This is a genomic window from Enterococcus larvae, from assembly GCF_017830045.1.
GTDB classification, from domain to species: domain Bacteria; phylum Bacillota; class Bacilli; order Lactobacillales; family Enterococcaceae; genus Enterococcus_L; species Enterococcus_L larvae.
Map to the genome: position 1 here is coordinate 149,152 of NZ_JAEDXU010000006.1, position 23,699 is coordinate 172,850.

The following is a 23,699-nucleotide window of genomic DNA, read 5'->3' on the forward strand; positions in this document are numbered from 1 at the left end:
ATCAATGATTGGATTACAATCATTGATGGTCGATTCACTTTTATTCATTAAATTAGTTTGTTCGTACAGGTGTGATCAGCTGAATGAAATCAAGATCTGCTCCTGTCGGCTCTAATGTGAACGGACGAATTGGAGAAATGAATTTCATCGTGATCGATGTATCACCAAATGCTCGTAATGCCGCTTTCATATAATCCGGATTGAAGGATATCTCCAAAGGATCACCTGACACTTTTTCATAGCTCAGTGATTCTTCGACTTTTCCGACTTCCGGAGAATTACCATAAAGGAATACAGACTCAGAAGTGATCGCCAGACGAACGATGTTATTACGCCCTTCGTGAGACAGCAGGGATGCCCGTTCAATCGCTGATAGAAATTCCGGTACATAGATATCTACTTCTGTGTTGAAGCTTGTAGGAATCAGACGATTTGTATCAGGGTAGTTCCCTTCCAACAGTCTGGAGTAGAAGTACATAGATTTCGTTTTGAACAGTACTTGATTTTCCATGATACTGATCTCAACCATTTCTTCTTCATCCGTAAAGGAGCGTGACAATTCCAATAGACTTTTTCCTGGAATAACGATATTAAAGTTTTCCACAGCTTGTTCGATTGGAATGATTCGTTGACTCAGTCTGTGAGAATCTGTTGCTACAGCTAAAAGCTTTTGATTTTCTAAAACAAAGTGTACCCCAGTAAGGATGGGACGACTTTCATGTAAAGAAACAGCAAAGCTGGTTTCGTTGATGATTTTTGTCAACAGATGAACCGGCAGCTGAATTTGATTTTTCGCATCAATTACTGGAAGGTGTGGATAATTTTCTGCATCCAATCCATTCACTGTAAAATCAGCTTTTCCGGAAGTGATTGCTACTTGGTTATTTTCCAGAACTTCCAAGGTCACTGTTTCTTCAGGCAATTTACGAATGATTTCTCCAAAGAAACGTGCCTGCAGTACAATACTCCCTGTTTTTTCAATCGTCATTTGTGCTTTTTCATCTTCTACGCTTAAAAAGCTTTCTATAGAAATATCAGCATTGCTACCTGTTAATGATAATCCTTCTTCTGTCAGTACGATTTTTACCCCTGTTAGAATAGGGATTGTCGTTTTTGAAGAAATAGCTCTTTGAACTGTTTGCAGCTCCTGTAGGAAAATACTACGTTTGATCGTTAATTTCATCGTTAGCGACACTCCTTCTTATTTAGAATAATAGCTATCAAAATATAGCATATATAAATCATATTAAAGAAACAATCGTCTCTTGTCCATGTTGTCTGCCACGGTCATTATTTAAGCATAGAATCTTTAATCAGATTTATATAGTTACTCTTATATTATATATTAAAAGATAATAAAAGTAGTAGGTCCTGTTAATTCTGTGGAAAAGTAAAAAGACACGATAAAATCAAGAGTTTTCCCCTGTGGATAATATGTGGATAACTTTTAATGATTATCGAAAGTTTTCCACAATCAAGGATTCAGCAGATTTTTGATTTCATTGACTTCTTTTTGGATCGTTGGGTCTTTTTCCATCAGCTGTTGGATTTTTTCATGGGCATGAATCACTGTTGTGTGATCCTTACCGCCAAATTCTGCACCTATTTTTGGTAAGGAGCTATCTGTCATTTCCCGTGAAAGAAACATGGATATTTGTCTCGGTACCACAATAGATTTGACTCGCTTCTTCCCCTTTAGATCCTTCAAATGAATGTGATAGTACTTCGCTACTTCCTCTTGTATCTGAAGGATAGACAGGTCGTTTTTACTACCGGCAGCCTTGAGTGATTTCAGTGCATCGGCAGCTAAGCTAGTTGTGATATCCTGTCCGTTGATTGTAGCAAAGGCCTGTACGCGAACTAAAGCCCCTTCGAGTTCTCTGATATTAGAATCGATTTGCCCAGCAATGTAGCTGAGTGTATCATCAGGGATTTCAAGTCTTTCAGCATCTGCCTTTTTCCGCAGGATCGCGATCCTCGTTTCTAAATCAGGTGGTGTGATATCGACAGAAAGTCCCCAGGCAAAGCGTGAAACCAGTCTTTCCGGCAGCTTAGGAATGTCATTGGGCGGACGGTCACTGGTCAATACGATTTGCTTGTTTTCATTATACAAATCGTTGAATGTATGGAAGAACTCTTCCAGTGTCGCTTCTTTTTCTGCAAGAAACTGAATATCATCAACTAACAGTAGGTCAACATTCCGATATTCGTTACGAAATTCTTCTGACTTTTTCGTTTGGATCGAATTGATGAATTCGTTAGTGAATGTTTCACTGCTGACGTATTTGACTTTTGCATGTGGTTGATTCTGCAGCATCTGATGACCAATTGCGTGCATCAAGTGAGTTTTCCCAAGACCAACTCCTCCATAAAAGAACAGAGGGTTATAAATAGAGCCGGGATCTTCTGCAACAACCAAGGCCGCAGCGTGGGCCATCTGGTTTCCTTTTCCGATGACAAAGGTGTCAAAGGAGTACTTGGGATTCAGTAAGGCTTTTTTTCCATGATCTGCATATTCTTTTGGTTCAGGTTTCGGCTCTTCCAATTCAGGTGCCATCATGGAAGAATCACCACTGACAACAAAATGAGGAATGATTTCAGTTCCAGTCAGCTGAAAACCGATTTCAACGATTTTAGCCGCCAGATTTTTTTCCCAGTAATCTTTGTGAACTGCAGAGGGAACTTCAAGCCAAAGCTGACTGTTTTCCAGTTTTAGCGGATTGGTAGTTTTTATCCATGCATCAAAGCTGGGTGCCGACAGAACGGATTGGTAGGCTGTTTCTAAACTTTTCCAGAAACTTTCCACATCTGTCATTATGAGACCTCCTTCGTAAGTGGGTATGAAAAGTCTTGTGTATAACTATATAAATTCTGCTAAACAAACGACGCTGATTCTGCCGTTGTCTCATGCTGCAAACATATGTCTCTCTAATTCCGATCGTACCACGACATGACTGTGTCTGGTGATCATAGGTATTAAAAGCCTTGAGAATTGGCGGAAATGAAGGTATGGAAGGCTCGAATGATCTTCAGCTTGCCTTCATTTACCTGCCATTTGATTAAATTGTTCCTACCTAATAAGCAGGACAGGCAATTTTTCGTGAGCGGCAGAAAGTAACAGGATATATATAGATGATTCGCAAATAAGATTTTAGCATTTTTTCGGGACTTTTTCCACAGGCAATTAAGAATTGTGGAAAATAAATCAACAAAACGGGAAAAAGTTATCCCCAGCAGATAAAAGAATCGTGGAAAACTCTCTTGAAATTTACTTATCCACAAAACAATAGGGATAACAAATCCAGTAAAATCAAAGAAAACAAGTGATTATCCACAGGCAGAAAAAGAGATGTGGAAAACTTTTTCACAGCCTGTTTTTTTGTGTAAAAACCAATTGAAAAATCAGAATAACCCGAATTGTATAAATAAGATATCCACAATATATTCACGGGTTTAAAAAAAATGTGGATAACTTTTCTCCCTCTTTCGCTCAAATATTGGGAATTAATTCGCGAAGATTTATTGACAAATCGGGGGCGGATTCGTTATACTATCAAAGTATGTCTATATTAATGATGGATAGATGGCAATCCAGGAGGTGGAATCAGAATGAAAAGAACATATCAGCCAAATAAACGTAAACGTCAAAAAGTACACGGATTTCGTAAACGTATGAGTACTAAAAACGGTCGTCGCGTGTTAGCAAGCAGACGTCGTAAAGGCAGAAAAGTAATTTCAGCGTAATAGCAAATCAACTTTTATAACGCTTATAAATAAAGAACCCTTTATTATCTTATACAACACAGTTGATGTAGAGATAATAAAGGGTTCTTTTTCACTTTGAAAAATGAAATAACAGATGAAAAATGTTGCCAGTAATGATAATATATACAGTTGAAGTCAATAAAAATCTTTCGCTTCTTTAAACGAAGAAAATCTAAAAAAAAAATCGGTAATATGCTATCATTGTATGGTAAGTAAAAAGAAGAGAAACAAGGGATGCAGATGAAAAAATCCTACAGGGTAAAGAAGGAAAAAGAATTTCAAGATGTTTTTTTGAAAAAGCAGTCCTGCGCGAATCGACGATTTGTTGTCTACGTGTTGAAAAAGGATCAGAAGCACTTTCGTGTTGGGATCTCCGTAGGGAAAAAGATCGGGAATGCAGTGACAAGAAATGCTGTAAAGCGGAAGATACGCACATCTGTCTATGCATTGAAGGACAGAATAGATGCGTCTTATGATTTTATCGTCATCGCGAGACAGGGTGTAGAAGAACTGTCTTCAGAAGAAGTTATGACGAATTTGGAACATGTCCTGAAGCTTGCAAAAATTTTGAAATGAGAGAGGAATAGATTTGTGAAAAAGTATAAGCGCTTATTATTAATGGCCGGTCTGGTCATGCTAGTTTTTGTTTTATCAGCCTGTGGTACCGCACCGATCAGCGAAAGCAGTACAGGGATCTGGGATCGCTATATTGTTTATTATTTTGCAGAAGCAATCAAGTTTCTGTCAGTTGGAGGAAATTCCGGGATTGGGATTATTCTCTTCACATTGGTCATTCGGGTGATTCTGCTTCCATTGATGCATTTCCAAACAAAGAGTATGCGGAAAACGCAGGAGCTGCAGCCGCAGATGAAAGCCTTGCAAGAAAAATATTCATCAAAGGATTCTGAGACGCAGCGTCTGTTCAAAGAAGAGCAGCAGCGTTTATATTCTGAAAATGGCGTAAATCCTTATGCAGGATGTTTACCGATGTTAGTTCAGATGCCGATCATGATGGCACTGTATCAATCTATCTCACGTGTTCCGGAGCTGAAAGAAGGAAGCTTCTTATGGCTAAATCTAGCCTCTCCTGACCCGTATCTGATTTTGCCGATTTTAGCAGCGGTATTTACCTTTGCCAGCAGCTACTTGACAAGTATGAGTCAGTTGGAATCAAATGCATCATTGAAAATCATGAACTATGTTATGCCGGTCATGATCTTTATGATGGGTCTGAGTCTGGCAAGTGGTCTGTCACTGTACTGGGTGATCTCTAACGCATTCTCAGTAGGTCAGACATTACTACTGAACAATCCATTCAAAATCAGAGCAGAGCGAGCAGAAAAAGTGAAACAACAGAAAGATCTTGAAAAAGCTTTGGAAAAAGCAAAGAATCCTAAGAAAAAACGAGTGAAAAAACGCTAAAATAGAGGAGGTTTTGATATGCCGGTATATGAAGGGAATACGATCGAGGAAGCAACAGCCAATGGTCTGCGTGCATTACAGCTGAAAAAAGATGCAGTAGAAATCACGATTTTATCCGAAGGTAAGAAAGGGTTTCTTGGATTTGGTAAAAAAGCAGCACAGGTTTCTATTGAGCCAACTGTTAGTGAGCAAGTTTCAGAAGCTGTAGAAGAGACGATTGAAGATATTGTCGCTGTGGATGAAGAAATAGGAATGAAGGAAGCTGTCAAACAAGCAGTAGTTTCTGATTCTACTTCGACAGCTGGACAGGAAAAATCGTTGGAGGAGCTGACAGATGAAGAAGCAATCACTGAATTAGCACTTTATCTGACAACTATTTCAAAAGAGCTGAATGCTCCGGCACTAGTTAGACTTGAACGTACAGCAGATAACATGATTTTCCATTTAGATACTGAAAAACCAGGTATCCTGATTGGGAAACATGGTAAGGTACTGAATGCAATGCAGTATCTGGCACAGGTCTTCATCCATCGTGCAGCGGCAAACAAGCTGTCTGTAGTTGTCAATGTAGGCGATTATCGTGAAAAGCGTCAGGCGATCTTAAAACGCTTGGCTGAGCGTACAGCTGAGAAAGTAAAGCGTACAGGCCAACCAGTATTTTTAGAGCCAATGCCTGCATTTGAAAGAAAACAGATTCACTTCACATTGAGTAAGGATGAATATATCAAAACCCATTCTGAGGGTGATGAGCCTTACCGTTACTTGGTAGTTGAGCCTGTGAAGAAGTATTACTAAGAGTATTAATATTAGAGACGGGTACAATAATCAGTAAAATCCTGATTATTGTACCCGTCTTTTTTCAATGAAGGATTTCATTGTATAATCTTAAAACATTGCCGGAAAATATTTTTTCCAACTCTTCGCTGGAAAAACCTTGAAGCTCTAATGCTTGATAAAGTTTGCTAACAGTGGAGGCATCTGCCAGTTCTTGTGTAACAGGGATGCCATCGAAGTCAGAACCTAAACCAATACAGTCGATTCCGCCGATGGTGCGAAAGTGCATAATATGCTTCACTAAGCCGTCGATCAACGAGTCGCTGCCGTCTTCAGTGATGAATAGATCACAATAGTTCATCCCGATCACGCCGCCTCGTTCAGCGATTTTCTTGATCAGATGATCCGGCAGGTTACGGAAATGAGGGCAGACTGCTCGTGCGTTGGAATGGCTGGCAACGAAAGGCTTACTTGTATAGGTTAGAACATCTTCTACTAGCTGGTCGGAGCCATGAGAAACGTCAATGATCATTCCTAATTCTTCCATCCGTTGAACAACAGCAATGCCTTGTTTCGTCAGTCCTTGTTGGTCTACTGCGAGTTGCTGGAGTTTTTCATCGAAAAACGAAGCATTTGGGTAGCCGATTTCGTTTGGATAGTTCCATGTCAGTGTAATCATTCGTACACCGGCTTGGTAGAACTCTTCTAGCTTTTTGAGGTCACCCTCGATGGGTGCTCCTTCTTCCATGGTAAGTAAAGCACTGATTTTGTTATTTTGTTGATTTGTTATGATTTCCTTATAAGTGGTGACAGGAAGAAGCCAGTCTTGGTTCTCCTTCATTTCGTTATTGAAGCATTCAATCATTTCTTTACAGGTTGTGTAGGGATCTTCTGTTTCTTGACTATCCATAAACAAAGCAAAATTTTGCAATAAGTATTCGCCTTTTTCCAGCTTTTCTCGATCGATTTGATAGGTATTTTTTCTAAGTCCTTCAGTGATACCCTCTTGTTTGTCTTGATAAATTTTCATGATCGTATCGCAATGCATATCTACAGTATTGAACATACTACCCCTCCAAGCATTTTTATCTATCGTACCTCTTCCAGTGATATTCGTCCACATAAATCCTGTTAAAGCTTCATTGCACGAAAAGTGACCTTTGCCCAAAGTATAAAGCAAAGGGATAGGGAGCAGTTGTTATTTGTTTAACAGGATTCATCTATATAGGATTAAAAATAGGTACAAAAATCCCAATTATTTTATGATAAAAATGTGATGATAAATCAGAGATTCTCGCAGTATTCTCTCGAAACACATTGACAAATGCTGTCAAACAACGTATATTTTATACGAAATCATTCTTATCAGCGTACCAAAATACGATGATAAAGTAGTTGAAGCAGAGATGCTTCTCCCAGCCCGATTCTTTATGGATCGGGTGTTTTTTTGTTCAGTAAAACAGTATATTTATATCGAAAATGATTAATAATACTTGTATTTTATGAGTTTCTAAAATTATTAAATGGTATACTTTTCTTATTAAAAGAAAGGGGTATCAATGTGAAAGTTAATAAAATTTTAGGCGTTGGGTTGGTTACAGTTGGGTTATTAGGTCTGGCAGGTATTTCGAGTGCAGATGAGCAGAAGGTGTATATTCCAAATGCTTATGTACGACAGTATCTTCTTCAAGGAGCAGGACTCCATCCAGATGAGGTTGAAAATCAGCTTCCTACCATTTCACAACTTGAAACGATCACAGAGCATGATGAAAGTTTATTGCTTATGGTTGGACATGATGAAGGAGCAGTCAGTGAATCTCTTGAAGGATTGGATTATGTCAAGAATGTAAAGACAATTATGTTAAATGGTGGTAGTGGTGTCACTGATTTCAGACCATTACGTGGTGCAAAGGATAGTGTAGAGGTAATCGATCATTACAGTCCTGGATCGCTTGATCTTGCATATGATAATGCAGTAGACTTAAGCTTTTTAGACGGTTTCACAAAGCTAAAGAATTTCCATATGGTCATGAATGTGACAGACTTATCGGCGTTTGATTCTATTCCGACAATGGAACGAATCAACATTGATAATGAGGGAGACGATAGAGCTATAACTAGCGGTAAGATCGGCGTTTCAAGAAGCAACAAAGCTTTAGTTATGGCGAACCCAATCATCTACTCTACTCATTTTTCTAACCAGCCCAATGCACAGCTGAGGATCAAAACTGATACAGGTGCAACAGTGAGTATAGTGGTAAGAGATGATATGTTCTATATCACAGATATTCCAGTAGATGCGAAAACACTGACAATGACGATTGAAAAGGATACAGAATTTGAAATCGATTCAGAGGATGCAGATATGGGTTATGCACACCATAGAGTAACCTGTGAATACGAAATCAAGTGGTATTGATTCTTTGATCTCTATAGGATAAATAAAACACCATCTGACAACATCCATAAAAGGATTTATCAGGTGGTGTTTTGTAAGCTCGTATTAACCAATCGTTGTTTGTGTGAATTGAACGACTGTGCCGTAGGCAAAAATCTCTACGTATTTTTTGCTGTCTTTTACGATGAATTTTTCTTCGAAATGGCAGTTGATCACAGCGTCTGCTTCATATTCGAAAGCCATCTGTTTTAGCTTTTTACAAACATTCTGGAAAACTTCGTTTGGATTGGTTTCCTCAGCGAATAAATCAATTTCCACGCGATCAGTGGCAAAAATGATATCACGAAGAACGTATTTCTTGTTTACGTTTCCTGTAGATAAAGTAATGCTGTTGTATCGGTTTTCCATAATCGTGCGCTCGCGCTCACTATCTCTTTTACTTGAAAAAGGCATATTCTTTTCCTCCTTTGGTGTTTCCTTACCCCTATTGTAATGATAATGAGGGAGAAAAGCAAAGTTAAGAGGTAAAGGTATAAAATATTTCTCAGTGACCAAGGAGGGCTCTTTTTTGAGGCGTAAAAGAAAGGTGGGTAAACCCGTCTGTTTTCTTTGAAATGCTGTTGGACTAAGTATAACGTACTTTAGAAAGTTGCCAATCGATAGAAAATATGCTATTCTATTTCCAGTAAAAACAGACGGAATAAAGCAGTCAAAGTGCTAAATCCACCTGAATCAAGGGGTGGAGTGGGCGCTTTTTTTGTAGTCTAAAATAGGAAAACTCGAAAAGTTGTACATAGAGAAAGGAAGAACAACATGCAGCAAGTAACACTGGAATTCGATACGATTGCCGCTATATCCACGCCTCCGGGAGAAGGAGCCATCAGTATTGTTCGATTGAGCGGCGAGGATGCTGTTGCTATAGCCGATAAGGTTTATCGTGCTGGAACGAAATCACTAAAGGAAGTCCCTTCACATACAATCCACTATGGTCATATCATTGACCCAAGAAACGAAGAGTTGCTTGATGAAGTGATGATTTCAGTGATGAAGGCGCCAAAAACGTTTACTAGAGAAGATGTTGTGGAAATCAATTGTCATGGCGGGATCGTCGTTGTTAACCAGCTGCTGCAGCTGTTATTGAGAGAGGGCGCACGTTTGGCGGAGCCTGGCGAGTTTACGAAGCGGGCCTTTTTGAATGGGCGGATGGATTTATCTCAGGCGGAGGCCGTGATGGATCTGATTCGAGCAAAGACCGATAAAGCGATGCAGGTAGCATTACATCAGTTGGATGGGAATCTATCTGGTTTGATCCGTTCTTTGCGTCAGGAGATTTTGGAAACGTTAGCTCAGGTAGAGGTAAATATTGATTATCCTGAATATGATGATGTTGAAGAACTGACAACCAAGCTTTTGTTGGAAAAGGCTGAATTTGTCAAAGCTCAGATTGAAAGCCTGCTGACGACAGCCAAGCAAGGGAAAATTTTACGTGAAGGTTTGAGTACAGCGATCATTGGCCGTCCAAATGTTGGTAAATCAAGTCTGCTGAATCATCTGCTTCAGGAAGAAAAAGCGATCGTTACAGATATTGCAGGAACAACACGTGACGTGATTGAAGAGTATGTCAATGTTCGTGGCGTACCTTTGAAATTGATCGATACAGCTGGTATTCGGGAAACTGAGGATATTGTTGAGCGGATCGGTGTAGAGCGTAGCCGAAAAGCTTTAGCTGAATCTGATTTGATTTTGCTTGTGCTGAATCAAAATGAAGCACTAACAGAAGAAGACAGACAATTACTTGAAGCAACAAAGGGCTTGAAGCGGATCATTCTGTTGAACAAAATGGATCTTCCGTCTGAATTAGAGAAGGACGAACTGCGTCAATTGGCAGAAAATGAAGAAATTTTACCAGTTTCTGTTTTATCTAGCACGGGTATGGAGCAGTTAGAGCTGAAAATTGCTGATCTGTTTTTCGGTGGAGAAACAGGCGAAAAAGATGCAACTTATGTGTCGAATACTCGTCATATCGCTTTGCTGGATCAAGCTGTTATAGCCCTGGATGAGGTCATTTTTGGGATTCAGTCTGGAATGCCTGTTGATCTGGTTCAAATCGATATGACTCGCTGTTGGGATTATTTAGGTGAGATTGTTGGAGACAGTGTGCAGGATGAGCTGATCACACAGCTGTTCAGTCAATTCTGTTTAGGAAAATAGAGAAGGAGAATCAAACTAGATGAATCAATTCAATGCAGAAACGTACGATGTCATCGTTGTTGGAGCAGGACATGCCGGATCAGAAGCTGCGCTGGCTGCTGCACGTATGGGTAGTAAAACCATGCTTTTGACAATCAATTTAGATATGGTCGCATTTATGCCCTGTAATCCTTCAGTTGGAGGACCGGCAAAAGGTGTCGTTGTAAGAGAAATCGACGCATTAGGCGGCGAAATGGGTCATAATATTGATAAAACATATATTCAAATGCGGATGCTGAATACAGGGAAAGGTCCTGCAGTTCGCGCGTTGCGTGCGCAAGCGGACAAACATGCGTATGCATCAGAAATGAAGCACACGATCGAGCGGACAGAAAATCTGACACTACGTCAAGGTATCGTAGAACAGCTGATTGTGGAAGATGGAATTTGCCAAGGTGTTGTGACATCAACTGGTGCAAGATATCATAGTAACGCAGTGATCATTACTGCTGGTACAGCACTTCGTGGAGAGATTATCATCGGTGAGCTGAAATACTCGTCTGGTCCTAACAACTCACTGCCGTCTATTGGGCTGGCAGATCATCTTAAAGAGCTGGGACTTGAAATGGACCGTTTCAAAACAGGCACACCACCGCGTGTAAAATCAAGCAGTATTGATTATTCTGTGACAGAAGAACAGCCTGGTGATGACGTACCGAATCATTTCAGCTTCAGCACCCCTGATAGTGCCTATAACACAGAACAGCGTTCATGTTGGTTGACGTATACCAATGAAGGAACACATGAAATCATCCAGAACAATCTGCATCGCGCGCCGATGTTCACAGGGATCGTAGAAGGAGTAGGCGCCAGATATTGCCCATCGATCGAAGATAAAATCGTTCGCTTTTCTGACAAGCCTCGCCATCAACTGTTTTTAGAGCCTGAAGGATTGAATACAGAGGAAGTGTATGTACAAGGATTGTCTACCTCGTTACCGGAAGACGTACAAACAGACATTCTTCACTCAATTGCCGGTTTGGAAAAGGTGGAAATGATGCGTACTGGCTATGCCATCGAATACGATGTCGTTGTTCCACATCAGCTGCGTCCAACGCTGGAAACAAAGGTTATCGAGAACCTGTTCACCGCAGGACAAACAAATGGAACGAGTGGTTACGAAGAAGCCGCAGGTCAAGGGCTGATTGCCGGAATCAATGCTGCGTTGAAGGTTCAAGGCAGAGAACCCTTTGTAATGAAGCGCAGCGACGGATATATTGGCGTGATGATCGACGATCTTGTGACGAAGGGGACGAACGAGCCGTATCGTTTATTGACATCACGAGCAGAATACCGTTTGATTTTACGACATGATAATGCTGATTTGCGCTTAACGGAAAAAGGTCATGACATTGGCTTGGTGACAGAAGAGCAATATCAGGCGTATTTGACTAAAAAAGAAGCAGTAGAAAAAGAAATCAAGCGCCTGAACACTATAAGGATAAAACCAACAGATAATGTGCAGGCTTTCTTAGCTGAAAAAGGCTCTGTACCATTAAAAGATGGCGTTCTTGCTGCGGACTTCCTAAAACGTCCGGAAATGACTTATCAGGAAGTACAGCAGTTTCTTGCTGAGCCTGATGAAGCGTTGGAAGACAAAGTAATCGAACAAGTCGAAATCCAAATCAAGTATGAAGGCTACATCAAAAAAGCCCTTGAAAAAGTGGATAAATTGAAACGGATGGAAGCGAAACGGATTCCTGAAAACATTGATTATGAAGCAATCAATGGCTTGGCGACAGAAGCCAGACAGAAATTGCAGAAAATCCAACCGGAAACCATCGCTCAGGCTAGCCGGATCAGTGGTGTAAATCCAGCAGACATTAGTATCTTGATGGTGTATATCGAACAAGGAAAAATAGCAAAAGTATCATCTGAAAAGCCTTGAAATAAAGCTTTTTAGCTTGTTCTATATACACCAGAACAAAGAGTGACCCAGTTTTTGACCCAGTTTAAAATGCCATATACTCAGCGAATTCATCTGCGGTCTGATCCTGTTTGGTTTGAGTAACCATGATGTAAATATCAGTAGTGATTTTTGAAGATTTATGACCTAGCCTTTGTGATACGTCTTTGATGCTTGCGCCGCTCTCAAAAAGTAACGAAGCATTAGTTTTTCGAAAATCATGAACTTTAATTATTTTCATATCAGGAAAATGTCTTTCAACTTTTTTCATTACATTATTAGCATACGATTTATAAAGATACTGATTTTTATTTGTTAGAACAGAGTTGCAAAAGACCACATTATTTTCAAAATCTTTATCTCTAATTCCTAGAGAAAGTTTTTGTTGAATGGTGTGGTTTTTCCATTCTCTAAGAATCGAACAAGTTTTTGTATCAATCGTAATAACTCTATCGGATGATTCTGTTTTTGTGTCTTGGATGATTGCTGTTCCGCTTTGGAGTTCTGCTAACGTTTTGTCTATGTTGATAGTCCTGTTCGTTAGATCAATGTCTTTCCAAAGCAAAGCCATTGCCTCGCCTTTTCTCAATCCTGCAAAGGCAAGGATTCTAAAGAATGCAAAAGCTCTTTTGTCCTCTAGTTTTTCTAAACAGCAGAAAAACTCTTTTAGTTCTTCTTTTGAATAAAAATTATCAGATTCTTTTTTATTGCTTTTCTTTTTTTTAGGTGTAATGGTACGCTCCATAGGATTATCATTCATAACGCCTATGAGAATTGCATATTTGAAAACCATGCTAGTGTATATACGTAATTGCTTATACGTCGCAAATTGTTCATGCCACTTGTTAATAGTTTTTTGACAAAATAGGGGTGTGACATCTGCTAGTTTGATATTGCCTAATACTGGTAAGATGTGTAAATCAAAGTAAATTCTTATTCGTTGCTGAGTGGTTAGCTTGATTTCTTTTTTATGCTGATCGAACCAAATTTCATATAGAGCAGCGAAAGTCTTGATTTGAGATTGGTCTGTTAAGATATTTTTTTTCTCAAAATCGAGAATTAATTTATTGCAAGCAAGTTGAGCTTCTTTTTTACTTGAAAAACCACGTCGAGTTGTGTTAATGTCCTTGCCTGTTGATTGATCGATCCCCAGATAGGTTTTGAAAAGCCATTTCTTTTCTCCTGTTTTTAATTTGTATTGTTTGAAAGTTGCCATGTTCATTCTCCTTATCTAACCACGGGCAAGTGAAATGAGATAACGATGAACATGCTTACATCTTACTATAAGAAACGAAAGTGGAACTTAAGGTTAGTTCATAAATTAATATTTTCTAATACAATAAATGCCCCTATTTAAAAAACGCATGTGTTTGATTACAATAGAAATCATGTGTCATTACATAGTTTTAATAGGGGGAGTACATATTTATGTTTAATAAAAAGAAAAATTACTCAAGTAGGAATAATGTGAAAGAGTATAGGGAACAACTACAGCTCGATCAGAAAGGTCTTGCTGAAAAGGTAGAGTTACTAGCGAAAAATAAATATAATTTGAATATAAGGTTATATTGGAAAACAGTTATTGCTATTGAAACAGGGAAATATATTCCTAGTTTGCAGCTTGCGATGTTACTAGCGGTTGCCTTGGAATCTACAGTTGAAGATGTATTCAGCATAAACTAGACATTTGTCTAGTTTTTTTCTTTTACTTGAATAAGGATTTCAGCATTTCCAGATTTTTCATCTACATATTCTAAAGGGATGTTACTTATATCAATAACGAAATCATTTAAACTACTGTTGTATTCGAAAGTAGTTCCTTTAATTGCTGCGTAATAATTTAGTGCTTCAGTCAGAAATCCCTCAGAAAGTTTGAAATGTTTAGCGAAATTCTGAATTGTAGAAATGCCATTTTCGTAAGCGACTGAAAACATGCTTAACGGTAGAAGTGTCTCGTAAATTTTACGCTTAACATTGATAAATTCAGCAGTGTTAGTTTTATTATCATCAACAAAGACTTTGCAATTAAATAATAAATTCTTGATTGATTCTCTAACCTTACCGTTATTTTCAAGGTTACGAGCCGTGTAAATGGCAAGTTCTCTAATAGAAATAATGTTACTACTAGATAGTTCTTTAGCCAATGACAAGTAGTCGATATTTTCTTGCGTTTGTTCAGTTCCTCTTAATTCTAAGTCGATAACAAATCTTAAAACAGTGTCCTTAGAGTTTTGAGAAAGCGTCCTATATCTTCTGAGTAGTTCCTTCTCGTCGTCTTTGAAGTTATACATTGTTAGACTATCCGAGCTTCTTTCCTCTCCATCGACAATATAACTCTTTGGTACATTAAAAAAATCAGCAAGTTTTTGAATAGCTCCCATGCGAGGAGTTTTTGTTCCTGTTTCCCAATTTGAAATAGTTTGTTTCGAAACGTTCAGTTGCCCAGCCAGTTCTTCCTGAGTTAAATCTTTTTTTGTCCGTAATGTTTGAATTTGTTTTCCTATATTATCCCTATTTTGCATGATAACCTCCTTGTATAACTTCTTGTACCATTATATAACATTGAGTTATTTTCTTCAACAATCTAAAATAAAAAAAGTTATACAAAGTTATTGACAATAACTTAAAGTTATATTATTATTGGTTTATCAAATAAAGAAAGCGAGGTTGAAAGAGATGATACAACTAAGTTTAAGAGCTGTTCGTGTAAATAGATCGTTAACTTTAAATGAAGTTGTAAGTATTCTGAACGATGGTTACAACGTTTCTGTGACAAGGCAAAAGCTGTCTGAATATGAACTTGATTCTACGGATGTGCCAATTAATTTGGCTAAAGCCTTGTGTTCAATCTATCAAGTTTCTGAAAACTATATTTTTTTTGGGAGCTTGTCAACTTTAAGTTATACATATAGAAAAGATCAAAGAACAGCAATATGAAAAGGAGGTTAGAAAATGTCGGCAATCAAAGTTTTGTTGGAAGATAATCAAGCAGAAGAATTTAAATCGATGATTTATTCCTTAATAACAGAAGAAGTTGAAAAAGCAAGGTTTGATTCTAGTATAGGTAGACAAGTTGTAAACCAAGTTGAGATTGCTGACTATCTAAGAATCAGCCCCACAACTGTAAGGGAATACGAAAAATTGGGAATGCCTTTTGGATGTATAGGAAAAAGAAAATTCTACAATAAAAATAAATGTGCTGATTGGGTAACAGAACAGCAAATTGACTAAACAATCACGGGCAAGTGAAATGAGATAACAAAGAAGGGATGAACTAAATGGGAGAACAAGAATTGTATAATTTAGCAATTAATCTGAAAAGTAAGGTAACAATGGAATCGGCGAGAAGAGCAGAAGATGAAGACAAGGTTCAGTGGCTAGTTGAAGAAATTGCTGACAATATGATCCTTTTATCACGATTGATAGGAGAAAGAGAATGAATGCTGATTTATTTTTAGTCCATTCTACTTTAGGTGGCGAAACACATGAATGCTCTTCGTTAGATGAAGCTGAAAAAATATTTGATATGGAATGTGATCATTATTCTCAAATGTCAGAAGATTCAACAGAAGTCTATATTCTACAGGCAATAAAAAAAGGATTTCATAAAAATGAAGATGAGGAAGGCTTTGTGACACGAACCTTCGAATCTGAAAAGTAGCGTCCGCCCCGGCATAAAGAAAGGAAAGGTTGAATGTCAGAAGAAATTGAAGGATTGAAAAATATTTTATCGAGATATAGTTTGAGCCATATTCATTACGGAGAAAAGATGTTGAAAGAAGAACAGATCGTAGTACCTTCGTTCCATTTTGAAGAGGAAGGCTTAAGTGGTTTTTCTTTTATAGCAGATATTAATGCGAAAACTGCTTATCATGCTACGTTGAGTACAAATCAGCGGTTCATTTATATAGAGTAAAAAATCACATCGCATTGAGAAAGGATGATTCGAATGTCAGTGTTATTGATTAGAAAACTGAAACGTTTAGGATCAGCAAGCGAATGTCATATTACTTTTTCAAATGGAAATTGGGTGCGTGGTACAGTACATGTCTTGTTAAAAAATGAAGATGTTTTGAAACATGGAAATGAGTGTATTAAGTCAAAGTTTTCATGCACCACAAATGAAGGTCGTTATCATGAAATTATTTGTTCGAAAGAATGAACAGGTTTAATGGGTAGTGGTAATTAACAACCGACCTACACAAGAGAGGATGAAAAAAATGCCAACTAGTTTAATGCATTATGCGTACAAATTTGTTGAGGTAAAAGGATTCACTAAACCAACCGAACAAAATATGAGTGAAGTGTTTGAAAGGGTTGTTTTACCTCCAAAAATGGAAAAGTTTGATCAAATCAGGGAGTTGATTCTTGAAGAACAATCGAGGCTGAGACTCGAAATGAGTGGAGAAGAATTTAAAGATAGTTCAAAAGATAGTCGCTGCATAGAGGCTATGGATAGATTGAGTAGATTAAAAATAAATAGCCTCCGTAACTATGATCCGAGTAGTGAAAACAATTTCGCTGATACATATTTTTCTGTTTTACATGAACTCGATATGTGGGATGAAGGGGAATGGAAAGAGTTGGGATACAAACCTGCAAAGACTGCTCGATGTTGGCTTGAAGAATATAGATATCTATATAAAGAATATGAATATAGATAAATAGCAACCGTCCCAACTAATTGTGTAAGAGAGGATGAAAGAAATGGAAGAAATTGAAGTATTTAGAGCGATTCTTGCGAGATATGGCTTGGCTTGGAACTATTGCATCGAAACATTGAGAAGAGAAAAGCAGCTTACGATTATAACGTATTCTTTTAAGAAAAGAGAGGTCTGTGTTGAAGAATTTATAGCAGATATTAATGGGAAAACAGCATATCACGCCACATTGAGTGTTGATGGGTCATGTATTTATATAGAATAGCAACCACTCCACTGATAGAAAGGGAGATATAGATGAATAAATTAATTGCAGAATACAAAGATGCTGCTGAACATGTAGAAAGGCTTAAAAATGATTTTCATTCAAAATTTACAGAAGTTCCGTCTGATTCAGAATCTATTTCAAGAATGAGAAGAGACTATGAATTCTATCAAGGATTGCTGGAAGAAAAGTGGCTTGAAATGGACAAGTTACATTCAGATATTAAGAGGGCTAGTCGTTTAGATTGAGCAACCACCCTACGTTGTGAGAGGAGTGATGAAAAAATGAGTAGTTTAATTCAAGTGAAAAGTATAAGCGATGTTTTAGATAAATATCAATTTTTTGACAATTTGTGTAGGCTTACTTTTTTGAATGAAATGATGGAAGGTAAAGGAGAATATTATCTTGATACAACTGATTCTGAATACCCTGCACTTTTGGATTATCGAGAAAAGTATTTTGCTTCCTTATGTGAAAAGAGTGATGAAGAGTAGCAACCACCCCACCAAGAGAGGATGAATAAGTATGTATGGGTTATATTGCGAGGCGATTAATCTGAAAGGATTTGTGATTGGCGAGTATACATTTCAAGGAGAGCAGTTTTTATCAACCGAATTTGTAGGCGGTTATAATACACGTCGAATTAAGGTATATCAATCAAAAAAAAGAGCTGAAACGATGGCAAAAAAACTGAAAGATAAGTTCTGGCTCGAAATAGAAGTGAAGGAATTTACAGAAGAAGAGTTGAGAACTATTGAAGAATCAAAAAAATAACAGAACAAAAGTGGGGGGCTGATATTTATCAAAGAGTTAGGCCTGTTCAGGAAGCCTAAAGAATCAGGCTTTAGTGCTAATCCCCCACCTGTACCAATTATATTTCACGAAACAGGAAAAGTAAAATTCAAGGGTTGAAAGGATAACTTCATATAATGCTAGAGTATATCAACTAATGGTTGTGTAACAGAAAGGAATAGGATTATGGATAATTTGGAAATATATGAAATTGTCATTGCGGATCGAGATTTTAAAATATGTGAAACTTTGATGAATGAAAATATCGTTAAAAATGATGGGAAAGGGATACTAAGTGAAATAGCTATATATGATGCAGAAATACTCATTGTAGCAAGCGTTGAAAAAGAAATTATTGGTTATTGTGCATTTTCAAGAATTTATGATTATGTTCAAATTGGAAATGTTGGAGGTGTACTTCCACATGAGGGATTCTATATAGAACAAATACTTGTTTTAAAGGAGTATCAACGAAAAGGTGTTGCGTTTGCTATGGTTGATTTTCTGCAAAAAAAGTATCAAGAAGATTTATTTTCTCACGTGAGTATAAAAAACAAAAAATCTATTCTCATGCATATTAAGCATAACTTTCAGCCGATAGATTTTTATATGAATGAAAATTTTTATGGAATAACCGACTATGTTAGTTTGTTCATGAAAAGATCGTACACTTAGCAGAATGAACGGAGGAACAGAAAATGAATATTGAAAAATACAAAAATTGTGTTGAAGAGGTCAAAGATAAACACGGAAAGGTAATCAAATATCATGATGTTTGCCGATTATCTAATGGAGAAATGCTTTTGATTGAAAAAGGTTTTAACCATCGTCACAAAACAACAGGGCTTACAGCGAACAATGACTTTATCGGATTGAGAGATTGGCTAGATGTTTACCCGGATGGAGAACTTGAAATTGTGGGGAATGTTGATTTTGTCGCTGATGCTGACTTTCCAGAAGTAGGAGAAGTTAAATGATTATAAACATCTTAGGCGCTATTGCAAACCTCACTAGTTTGATTCTATGGGTTCCGCAAGCAAAGACGACGTGGAAGAATCGGAATAACATACAGGCGCTTTCAGGTGTCAGCATTGCTACTCAAATCATTGTAGCGATCAATACGATCCTATGGTGTGTCTATGGGCTACTAATCTCAAATATCTGGTTGCCATTAGGTACAATCATTATTTTACCTTTAGCGACCCTGACGATATTTTTGAAACTGAAATCAACTAAAGAAAAACCGGATGATGTTGAATCGAGATCATGGTTTACATTTTCGGACTATAAGAAGCTAAGTGTAGTAGATAAGGAACGTTGCTTAAGAGCAATCTATAGCGCCGATTTTCATAAGTACCTTAAGCATGAATTGTTGAACTGGGAATCTTATGAAATGATGAGCGATTTAGAAAAGATGTATTGGGATAGAGAATTATGGGCTGAGAAAAAAACTGCTCCCAAAAAAGGCATAGATGTAAAGAAGAAATGAGGCGTGATGATGGAAAAAGGCAAAAGCAATCTACTTTTATTTTGGAAAACAATCAAACTACCTTTAGCAATGGTTTTGTCTTACATGGCTCTTTATATTGCTTTTTGGTTAGTAGAAAAATTATCAGGATTACTTTTAAGATAAGGTGGTAAGAGCTTGAACAGCAGAACACCTTGTAAAATGAGCAATTTTTCTTTATGAGAGTATCTGTAAAAAAATATGGATATTCTGATAAGGCTGAATCGCCTTGTTGATCCTTGAAAAATGAATAAGGAGTATTAATCAGAAATGATCAATACTCCTACTACAAGAGGTTTCCCTCCTGCATAAAATGTGGTGTTTTAAGTATAAGGGATGAAATGATTTTTGTAAAATCTGCCTGTTGGCTGCTTGCTGAAGCATTTGTAAAATCAGTAGTCGTTCGCTGAGCTTGAAAAATAGAAGGGGAATGCTGATAGCGCTAGATGGAACTTATAGCTCTGGTAACAGACGTAAGGGCGCTTGACTGACAAAGAGTCTATTGTCCGTTAACCCTAACGGAAAGAAACGCCATGATCCTTCTTCTTAAGAAGAGAAGCGAAGAAAAGGGTTAAATAAAAGCTAAGTAAAATGCAAAATGAATTGCCAAAGTGAACGATCATATGTGATGAAATTAAACACTTTGGCAATTAATCAAATAATAAAAAGCAATAATATAAAAACTTTCAAGGAGGAAATTTAGGCAAAATGAAAACATTCATGATTTTACAAACGTCAAACTATTAAGAGAATTGCTGCAAAAAGATTAGATTAGATAAAGTATAGGGAGATACGTAGATCGCAACAAACTATTAGAGGTGTGCGCTGTATCTTTTTATTCAGGTATTAGTAAAAAAAGGTGGGATGTTTAGTGATTATTCGAAATATAGACCAACTTTCCGAAATTTGGGAAGGGTTGGAAAAAGAACTATTCAAAAAAATAGATAATGCGGTTCAAGACTTCGGTTTAGATATAACTGTTCATGAAAAAAATATTCATAACCTGAAATCTTATGTTAGTGATGAAATTAGCTCTGCTGCATATCATGCGGAAGAATTATTCAATGATAAATTTTCAGAAGAGGGTATGCCACTGTCTAGGCTAACTGATATGTTCGAAGAACATGAACATAGGTTGCTTGACGAAACAAAAGAGAAAATTTCTTTCATCAAGCAAATTTTAGAAAATATGAATAGCTAGAAAAGAGGTGTTAAGATGGCTTTTGATGTTTTGGCACATGATGATAAATTCCGATATCAACTACTTGATAGAATGAGGCTTGATGTTCGTTATGTCATAAGATTAGCTGCTGAAATGAAAGAGGATGGCAACACTGAGTTTGATTATCTGTTAGAAAATCATTTGTGGGGTGGAAAAAGTGAACATTTTTCTACAATGAGAAAAATCCTAGAAAGTTTTTTGGATGATGATAAACCAGAATGGTATTCTTTCGATCAATTGAATAGTGATAAAAAACATCTTGAAGAAATTGTCGGTGTGGAATTAGGTTGATAAATTGATTGATAGGGAGATACGTAGATCGCAACAAAATAAAATAAGAGTGCGCTGTATCTGTTTACGAACAAAAGCGACTGAACATGTGAATTTATTAAGTCAAGTTTTATGTTGAAAAGCCTACAAAGGCTTATTTTTTATGGAAAGGAAAGTTTTTTATGGAGTTGATTCTAAAAGAAATGGAAGAGGTGCGTTATTGGTGGAGTCAATTTGAAGAGGAACTGATGAAAGAAATAGATCATAAAATTAAGAAGTTCAATATTAATCAAGAAAGAAATAAAGTTGAACTTGATGAAATGAAAGAAATTATCAGGTATGAAGCAGAGCGAGAAGGTATAGAGGCGACAGTGATGTTTATAGAGCAGTATTTTTTTACAGGGATGAATATGAAAATTCTCAGAAATCTGTTTTTAAAGCGTTATGAAGAATGGAACATCGTAGTAAATCAAAAAATAAATCTAATGCTTCAATTACAGGAAGCATAACACTAAAAGAAAGTAGGAAAAAGAAATGGGAGAATTAAAACGACCAAAAGTGAAAAATGAAAAATTAGCAGGTACAAAAGTGAATGGACGTGTAGAAAATCGTAGGGTTTGGGTTGATGGTGTGCAGCTCACAATGAAAGCATACTCATTAAGGAATCCTGAATTTGGCGCATTTGAAGCATTGGTTCCGGCTAGAGGCGGCGTGGCTGTTCAACCGCATTTAGAGATTGAAATGGTAAATCCGTGTTTCCTGTCAATCGGAAGAGTAAACAGTACATCACGAACAAATGCAGCAGGTCAACGAGAAACGGATCATGTCGCATTCATCGAAAGAAGTATCATTGCAGATAGCTTGAAATTAAAGGGGGAAAAATAATATGTCATCAATTAAAATTCCGGAGAATAACTTGACAGAGTACATTGATTTTGAAGAAACATTTGGAAAGCTGACTTTCTTGGAACAGATTGCAGATGCAGAAGCACGAGAAGAAGATGGTTCACGTGGCGGCGCAACGGCTGTTCGTTTTGAGGTGCTTTCTGAAACTCAGGGAGTTGAGTTTCGTGTGAAAATTGACTTGACAGACAATCCTATGATTGACTTGTCTCAGTTTTCTATGGACGATGAAATTGAGCTAGTTGAACCACAAGTGTTCGAGCGTAATATTAACAACGAACGTCAGCCAAATATGATTGTAACAATTGAAGCGTTAGACGTGAAGAAAAAAACAGGGAAAGCCGCACAACCTGCTTCACAACCACAAACAGACAAAAACAAAAAATAACCTTTGAGCGATAGTTTAAACGAGCTATCGCTTTTAATTTTGAAAAAAAGATTGGAGGCTCTACATGGATTCAGCGGTTTTATGGAGTGATTTAGAAGAGAGTAAAGCGTTCGTCTCATTCTCTGAAAAATTAGAAGATAAGTACGGCAGTGACAAAATTGGATATTGCGGCAATTGGTTAATACGTGATAACTATAACAAGCCATTTATTAATGATGCTTTTATGAGAGGTTACTTGGGATTTGTTAGATCAAAAGAATTTGAAGAAGAAGAAATTGAAAAAGATCGATGTTTGCTAAATGAACTGCTGGAAGAATTATTGGCAGCAGGTAGGAAAATAATTGAAATTTTGACGGAAAACAACCAAATGTCGAATATTTGGGATAGTAGTTTGTCTCGTGATGAAAACAATAAGCGGTTAACCGAAGCTGGCTTCGCAAATTATGAAAAGTCATTTGAAGTCTCAATTCGTGTTGGAAAAGGAACCTATTTTCAGGTTGAATACGGTAGTTTAAAGGCTAATCAGAAACCGTATTTTTCGACTTCGGCTTGTAAGTTTAATAAAAATTTGAGGGATTATGACTCAGGTGGTCAGGCGCAAAAAGATTTATTACGAGCTGGAAGTCTTGCGATGGATTTTTACAATAAATGGGACAAGTTTCACACCTGCTGTTTAACAATAGAAGAATATGAGCAAATGAAAAAAGAGCTGGCATCGCTTAGTTTTGAATGGAATTCTATTCCCTCAAGTAGTTTTGAAGATATGGCTGATTTTGAAAGAAATCACAAATATCGGTAAAGAGCGATGGATGATTTAGCTATTTGCATGAGAAGCATGGGGTTCATGGTTTTGGAGGATAATTCAGAAAAGATATATCTATTAGAAGCACCAAGATATTTCTTAATAGTGGAAAATTCTCTTGAATCTTATAATGGGAAAAAACTTTATTCGTTCTCAAAATACCGATATGATCCAAAAAAGCAAGCAACAAAGCTAGAGGATTGCTTCATTGATAAATGTACTGAAAATGCTATGTTGAAACGTGTAAGCGGGTATATTGCTTTCATGCTGAAACAAGGCTATTTAAAAACAGAAAATAATACGATTCTTCCTTTTGCTCAAGAAATGAGCCAAAGGAAGATATTTGTATAAGGAAAGGAGGAAATATGCTTAAG

General features: G+C 37.3%; 35 protein-coding genes. 29 read left to right on the forward strand and 6 right to left on the reverse strand.

The annotated features are described in order from the left end of the window. Positions 1-52: 52 nt before the first annotated feature. The gene (gene dnaN, locus I6N96_RS12465) at positions 53-1,183 is read right to left on the reverse strand and encodes a DNA polymerase III subunit beta (protein ID WP_209557872.1); all 1,131 of its coding nucleotides are present in this window, start codon (positions 1,181-1,183) and stop codon (positions 53-55) included. 291 nt (positions 1,184-1,474) lie between these two features. Beyond that, positions 1,475-2,815 carry a chromosomal replication initiator protein DnaA gene (gene dnaA, locus I6N96_RS12470; protein ID WP_209557873.1) on the reverse strand — a complete coding sequence of 447 codons (1,341 nt, stop codon included), beginning with the start codon at positions 2,813-2,815 and terminating at the stop codon, positions 1,475-1,477. Between the two features lie 794 nt (positions 2,816-3,609). On the opposite strand from dnaA, the gene rpmH reads away from it, so the two are divergent. The 4 genes from rpmH to jag all read left to right on the forward strand — a co-directional run bounded on the left by rpmH (position 3,610) and on the right by jag (position 5,982). Further along, the gene (gene rpmH, locus I6N96_RS12475; protein ID WP_002356012.1) at positions 3,610-3,744 is read left to right on the forward strand and encodes a 50S ribosomal protein L34; all 135 of its coding nucleotides are present in this window, start codon (positions 3,610-3,612) and stop codon (positions 3,742-3,744) included. Positions 3,745-4,005: 261 nt separating this feature from the next. After that, the gene (gene rnpA, locus I6N96_RS12480) at positions 4,006-4,341 is read left to right on the forward strand and encodes a ribonuclease P protein component (RefSeq protein ID WP_209557989.1); all 336 of its coding nucleotides are present in this window, start codon (positions 4,006-4,008) and stop codon (positions 4,339-4,341) included. A 15-nt stretch (positions 4,342-4,356) separates the two neighbouring features. After that, positions 4,357-5,187, forward strand: coding sequence for a YidC/Oxa1 family membrane protein insertase (locus I6N96_RS12485; RefSeq protein WP_209557874.1), 831 nt, complete (start codon positions 4,357-4,359; stop codon positions 5,185-5,187). A gap of 18 nt (positions 5,188-5,205) precedes the next feature. Beyond that, on the forward strand, positions 5,206-5,982 hold the full coding sequence (gene jag / locus I6N96_RS12490; protein WP_209557875.1) for an RNA-binding cell elongation regulator Jag/EloR: 777 nt from the start codon (positions 5,206-5,208) through the stop codon (positions 5,980-5,982). Between the two features lie 64 nt (positions 5,983-6,046). Here jag and I6N96_RS12495 read toward each other — a convergent pair whose 3' ends face one another. After that, positions 6,047-7,027, reverse strand: a complete 981-nt coding sequence (locus I6N96_RS12495) for a dipeptidase (RefSeq protein ID WP_209557876.1) — start codon at positions 7,025-7,027, stop codon at positions 6,047-6,049. A gap of 495 nt (positions 7,028-7,522) precedes the next feature. On the opposite strand from I6N96_RS12495, the gene I6N96_RS12500 reads away from it, so the two are divergent. Next, entirely contained in the window at positions 7,523-8,380 is an 858-nt protein-coding gene (locus I6N96_RS12500; protein ID WP_209557877.1) for a hypothetical protein, read from the forward strand. A gap of 84 nt (positions 8,381-8,464) precedes the next feature. Here the strand turns inward: I6N96_RS12500 and I6N96_RS12505 are convergent, their stop codons facing one another. Then, complete coding sequence (locus tag I6N96_RS12505; RefSeq protein ID WP_430650154.1) at positions 8,465-8,812, reverse strand: heavy metal-binding domain-containing protein; 348 nt, start codon at positions 8,810-8,812, stop codon at positions 8,465-8,467. Positions 8,813-9,172: 360 nt separating this feature from the next. Between I6N96_RS12505 and mnmE the strand changes: the two genes are divergently transcribed. Together mnmE and mnmG are read left to right on the forward strand one after the other, a co-directional pair. Then, positions 9,173-10,570, forward strand: a complete 1,398-nt coding sequence (mnmE, locus tag I6N96_RS12510; protein ID WP_209557878.1) for a tRNA uridine-5-carboxymethylaminomethyl(34) synthesis GTPase MnmE — start codon at positions 9,173-9,175, stop codon at positions 10,568-10,570. A gap of 19 nt (positions 10,571-10,589) precedes the next feature. Then, positions 10,590-12,497: a tRNA uridine-5-carboxymethylaminomethyl(34) synthesis enzyme MnmG gene (mnmG, locus tag I6N96_RS12515; RefSeq protein WP_209557879.1), complete on the forward strand. Its 1,908-nt coding sequence runs from the start codon at positions 10,590-10,592 to the stop codon at positions 12,495-12,497. Between the two features lie 64 nt (positions 12,498-12,561). Here mnmG and I6N96_RS12520 read toward each other — a convergent pair whose 3' ends face one another. Then, entirely contained in the window at positions 12,562-13,731 is a 1,170-nt protein-coding gene (locus I6N96_RS12520) for a site-specific integrase (RefSeq protein ID WP_209557880.1), read from the reverse strand. Positions 13,732-13,943: 212 nt separating this feature from the next. Between I6N96_RS12520 and I6N96_RS12525 the strand changes: the two genes are divergently transcribed. Then, the gene (locus I6N96_RS12525) at positions 13,944-14,198 is read left to right on the forward strand and encodes a helix-turn-helix transcriptional regulator (protein WP_209557881.1); all 255 of its coding nucleotides are present in this window, start codon (positions 13,944-13,946) and stop codon (positions 14,196-14,198) included. Between the two features lie 8 nt (positions 14,199-14,206). On the opposite strand, the gene I6N96_RS12530 is transcribed toward I6N96_RS12525, so the two are convergent. Continuing rightward, positions 14,207-15,037 (reverse strand): helix-turn-helix domain-containing protein, encoded by an 831-nt coding sequence (locus I6N96_RS12530; RefSeq protein WP_245186960.1) that lies wholly within the window; start codon positions 15,035-15,037, stop codon positions 14,207-14,209. 430 nt (positions 15,038-15,467) lie between these two features. Here I6N96_RS12530 and I6N96_RS12540 point away from each other — a divergent pair, with 430 nt between their 5' ends. The 21 genes from I6N96_RS12540 (at position 15,468) to I6N96_RS12635 (ending at position 23,676) form a co-directional block, all read left to right on the forward strand. Further along, a complete protein-coding gene (locus tag I6N96_RS12540; protein WP_209557883.1) occupies positions 15,468-15,746 on the forward strand; it encodes a MerR family transcriptional regulator in 279 nt (92 codons plus the stop codon). Between the two features lie 47 nt (positions 15,747-15,793). Continuing rightward, complete coding sequence (locus I6N96_RS12545) at positions 15,794-15,955, forward strand: hypothetical protein (protein WP_209557884.1); 162 nt, start codon at positions 15,794-15,796, stop codon at positions 15,953-15,955. After that, positions 15,952-16,176 (forward strand): hypothetical protein, encoded by a 225-nt coding sequence (locus tag I6N96_RS12550; protein WP_209557885.1) that lies wholly within the window; start codon positions 15,952-15,954, stop codon positions 16,174-16,176. The genes I6N96_RS12545 and I6N96_RS12550 overlap by 4 nt, the downstream gene beginning before the upstream one ends. Positions 16,177-16,209: 33 nt before the next feature. Beyond that, positions 16,210-16,431: a hypothetical protein gene (locus I6N96_RS12555; protein ID WP_209557886.1), complete on the forward strand. Its 222-nt coding sequence runs from the start codon at positions 16,210-16,212 to the stop codon at positions 16,429-16,431. Between the two features lie 33 nt (positions 16,432-16,464). Further along, complete coding sequence (locus I6N96_RS12560) at positions 16,465-16,677, forward strand: hypothetical protein (protein WP_209557887.1); 213 nt, start codon at positions 16,465-16,467, stop codon at positions 16,675-16,677. A 58-nt stretch (positions 16,678-16,735) separates the two neighbouring features. Continuing rightward, positions 16,736-17,179: a hypothetical protein gene (locus I6N96_RS12565; protein ID WP_209557888.1), complete on the forward strand. Its 444-nt coding sequence runs from the start codon at positions 16,736-16,738 to the stop codon at positions 17,177-17,179. Between the two features lie 43 nt (positions 17,180-17,222). Further along, on the forward strand, positions 17,223-17,441 hold the full coding sequence (locus I6N96_RS12570; protein ID WP_209557889.1) for a hypothetical protein: 219 nt from the start codon (positions 17,223-17,225) through the stop codon (positions 17,439-17,441). A gap of 32 nt (positions 17,442-17,473) precedes the next feature. Then, positions 17,474-17,689 (forward strand): hypothetical protein, encoded by a 216-nt coding sequence (locus I6N96_RS12575; protein WP_209557890.1) that lies wholly within the window; start codon positions 17,474-17,476, stop codon positions 17,687-17,689. A gap of 36 nt (positions 17,690-17,725) precedes the next feature. Then, positions 17,726-17,935: a hypothetical protein gene (locus tag I6N96_RS12580; RefSeq protein ID WP_209557891.1), complete on the forward strand. Its 210-nt coding sequence runs from the start codon at positions 17,726-17,728 to the stop codon at positions 17,933-17,935. Between the two features lie 31 nt (positions 17,936-17,966). After that, a complete protein-coding gene (locus I6N96_RS12585) occupies positions 17,967-18,215 on the forward strand; it encodes a hypothetical protein (RefSeq protein ID WP_209557892.1) in 249 nt (82 codons plus the stop codon). Between the two features lie 204 nt (positions 18,216-18,419). Further along, positions 18,420-18,908, forward strand: a complete 489-nt coding sequence (locus I6N96_RS12590; protein ID WP_209557893.1) for a GNAT family N-acetyltransferase — start codon at positions 18,420-18,422, stop codon at positions 18,906-18,908. A 23-nt stretch (positions 18,909-18,931) separates the two neighbouring features. After that, positions 18,932-19,210, forward strand: a complete 279-nt coding sequence (locus I6N96_RS12595) for a hypothetical protein (RefSeq protein ID WP_209557894.1) — start codon at positions 18,932-18,934, stop codon at positions 19,208-19,210. Further along, a complete protein-coding gene (locus I6N96_RS12600) occupies positions 19,207-19,722 on the forward strand; it encodes a SemiSWEET family sugar transporter (protein WP_209557895.1) in 516 nt (171 codons plus the stop codon). The genes I6N96_RS12595 and I6N96_RS12600 overlap by 4 nt, the downstream gene beginning before the upstream one ends. A gap of 9 nt (positions 19,723-19,731) precedes the next feature. Further along, positions 19,732-19,866, forward strand: coding sequence for a hypothetical protein (locus tag I6N96_RS19915; protein ID WP_283811197.1), 135 nt, complete (start codon positions 19,732-19,734; stop codon positions 19,864-19,866). Positions 19,867-20,611: 745 nt separating this feature from the next. Further along, on the forward strand, positions 20,612-20,941 hold the full coding sequence (locus I6N96_RS12605) for a hypothetical protein (RefSeq protein ID WP_209557896.1): 330 nt from the start codon (positions 20,612-20,614) through the stop codon (positions 20,939-20,941). A gap of 15 nt (positions 20,942-20,956) precedes the next feature. Then, on the forward strand, positions 20,957-21,253 hold the full coding sequence (locus tag I6N96_RS12610) for an LPD11 domain-containing protein (protein ID WP_209557897.1): 297 nt from the start codon (positions 20,957-20,959) through the stop codon (positions 21,251-21,253). Between the two features lie 161 nt (positions 21,254-21,414). Beyond that, complete coding sequence (locus tag I6N96_RS12615) at positions 21,415-21,741, forward strand: hypothetical protein (RefSeq protein WP_209557898.1); 327 nt, start codon at positions 21,415-21,417, stop codon at positions 21,739-21,741. Between the two features lie 25 nt (positions 21,742-21,766). Further along, positions 21,767-22,117 (forward strand): hypothetical protein, encoded by a 351-nt coding sequence (locus I6N96_RS12620; RefSeq protein ID WP_209557899.1) that lies wholly within the window; start codon positions 21,767-21,769, stop codon positions 22,115-22,117. A gap of 1 nt (position 22,118) precedes the next feature. Next, the gene (locus I6N96_RS12625) at positions 22,119-22,523 is read left to right on the forward strand and encodes a DUF961 family protein (protein ID WP_209557900.1); all 405 of its coding nucleotides are present in this window, start codon (positions 22,119-22,121) and stop codon (positions 22,521-22,523) included. A 64-nt stretch (positions 22,524-22,587) separates the two neighbouring features. Continuing rightward, positions 22,588-23,322, forward strand: a complete 735-nt coding sequence (locus tag I6N96_RS12630; protein WP_209557901.1) for a hypothetical protein — start codon at positions 22,588-22,590, stop codon at positions 23,320-23,322. A gap of 6 nt (positions 23,323-23,328) precedes the next feature. Continuing rightward, positions 23,329-23,676: a hypothetical protein gene (locus I6N96_RS12635; protein WP_209557902.1), complete on the forward strand. Its 348-nt coding sequence runs from the start codon at positions 23,329-23,331 to the stop codon at positions 23,674-23,676. The last annotated feature ends 23 nt before the right edge of the window (positions 23,677-23,699 follow it).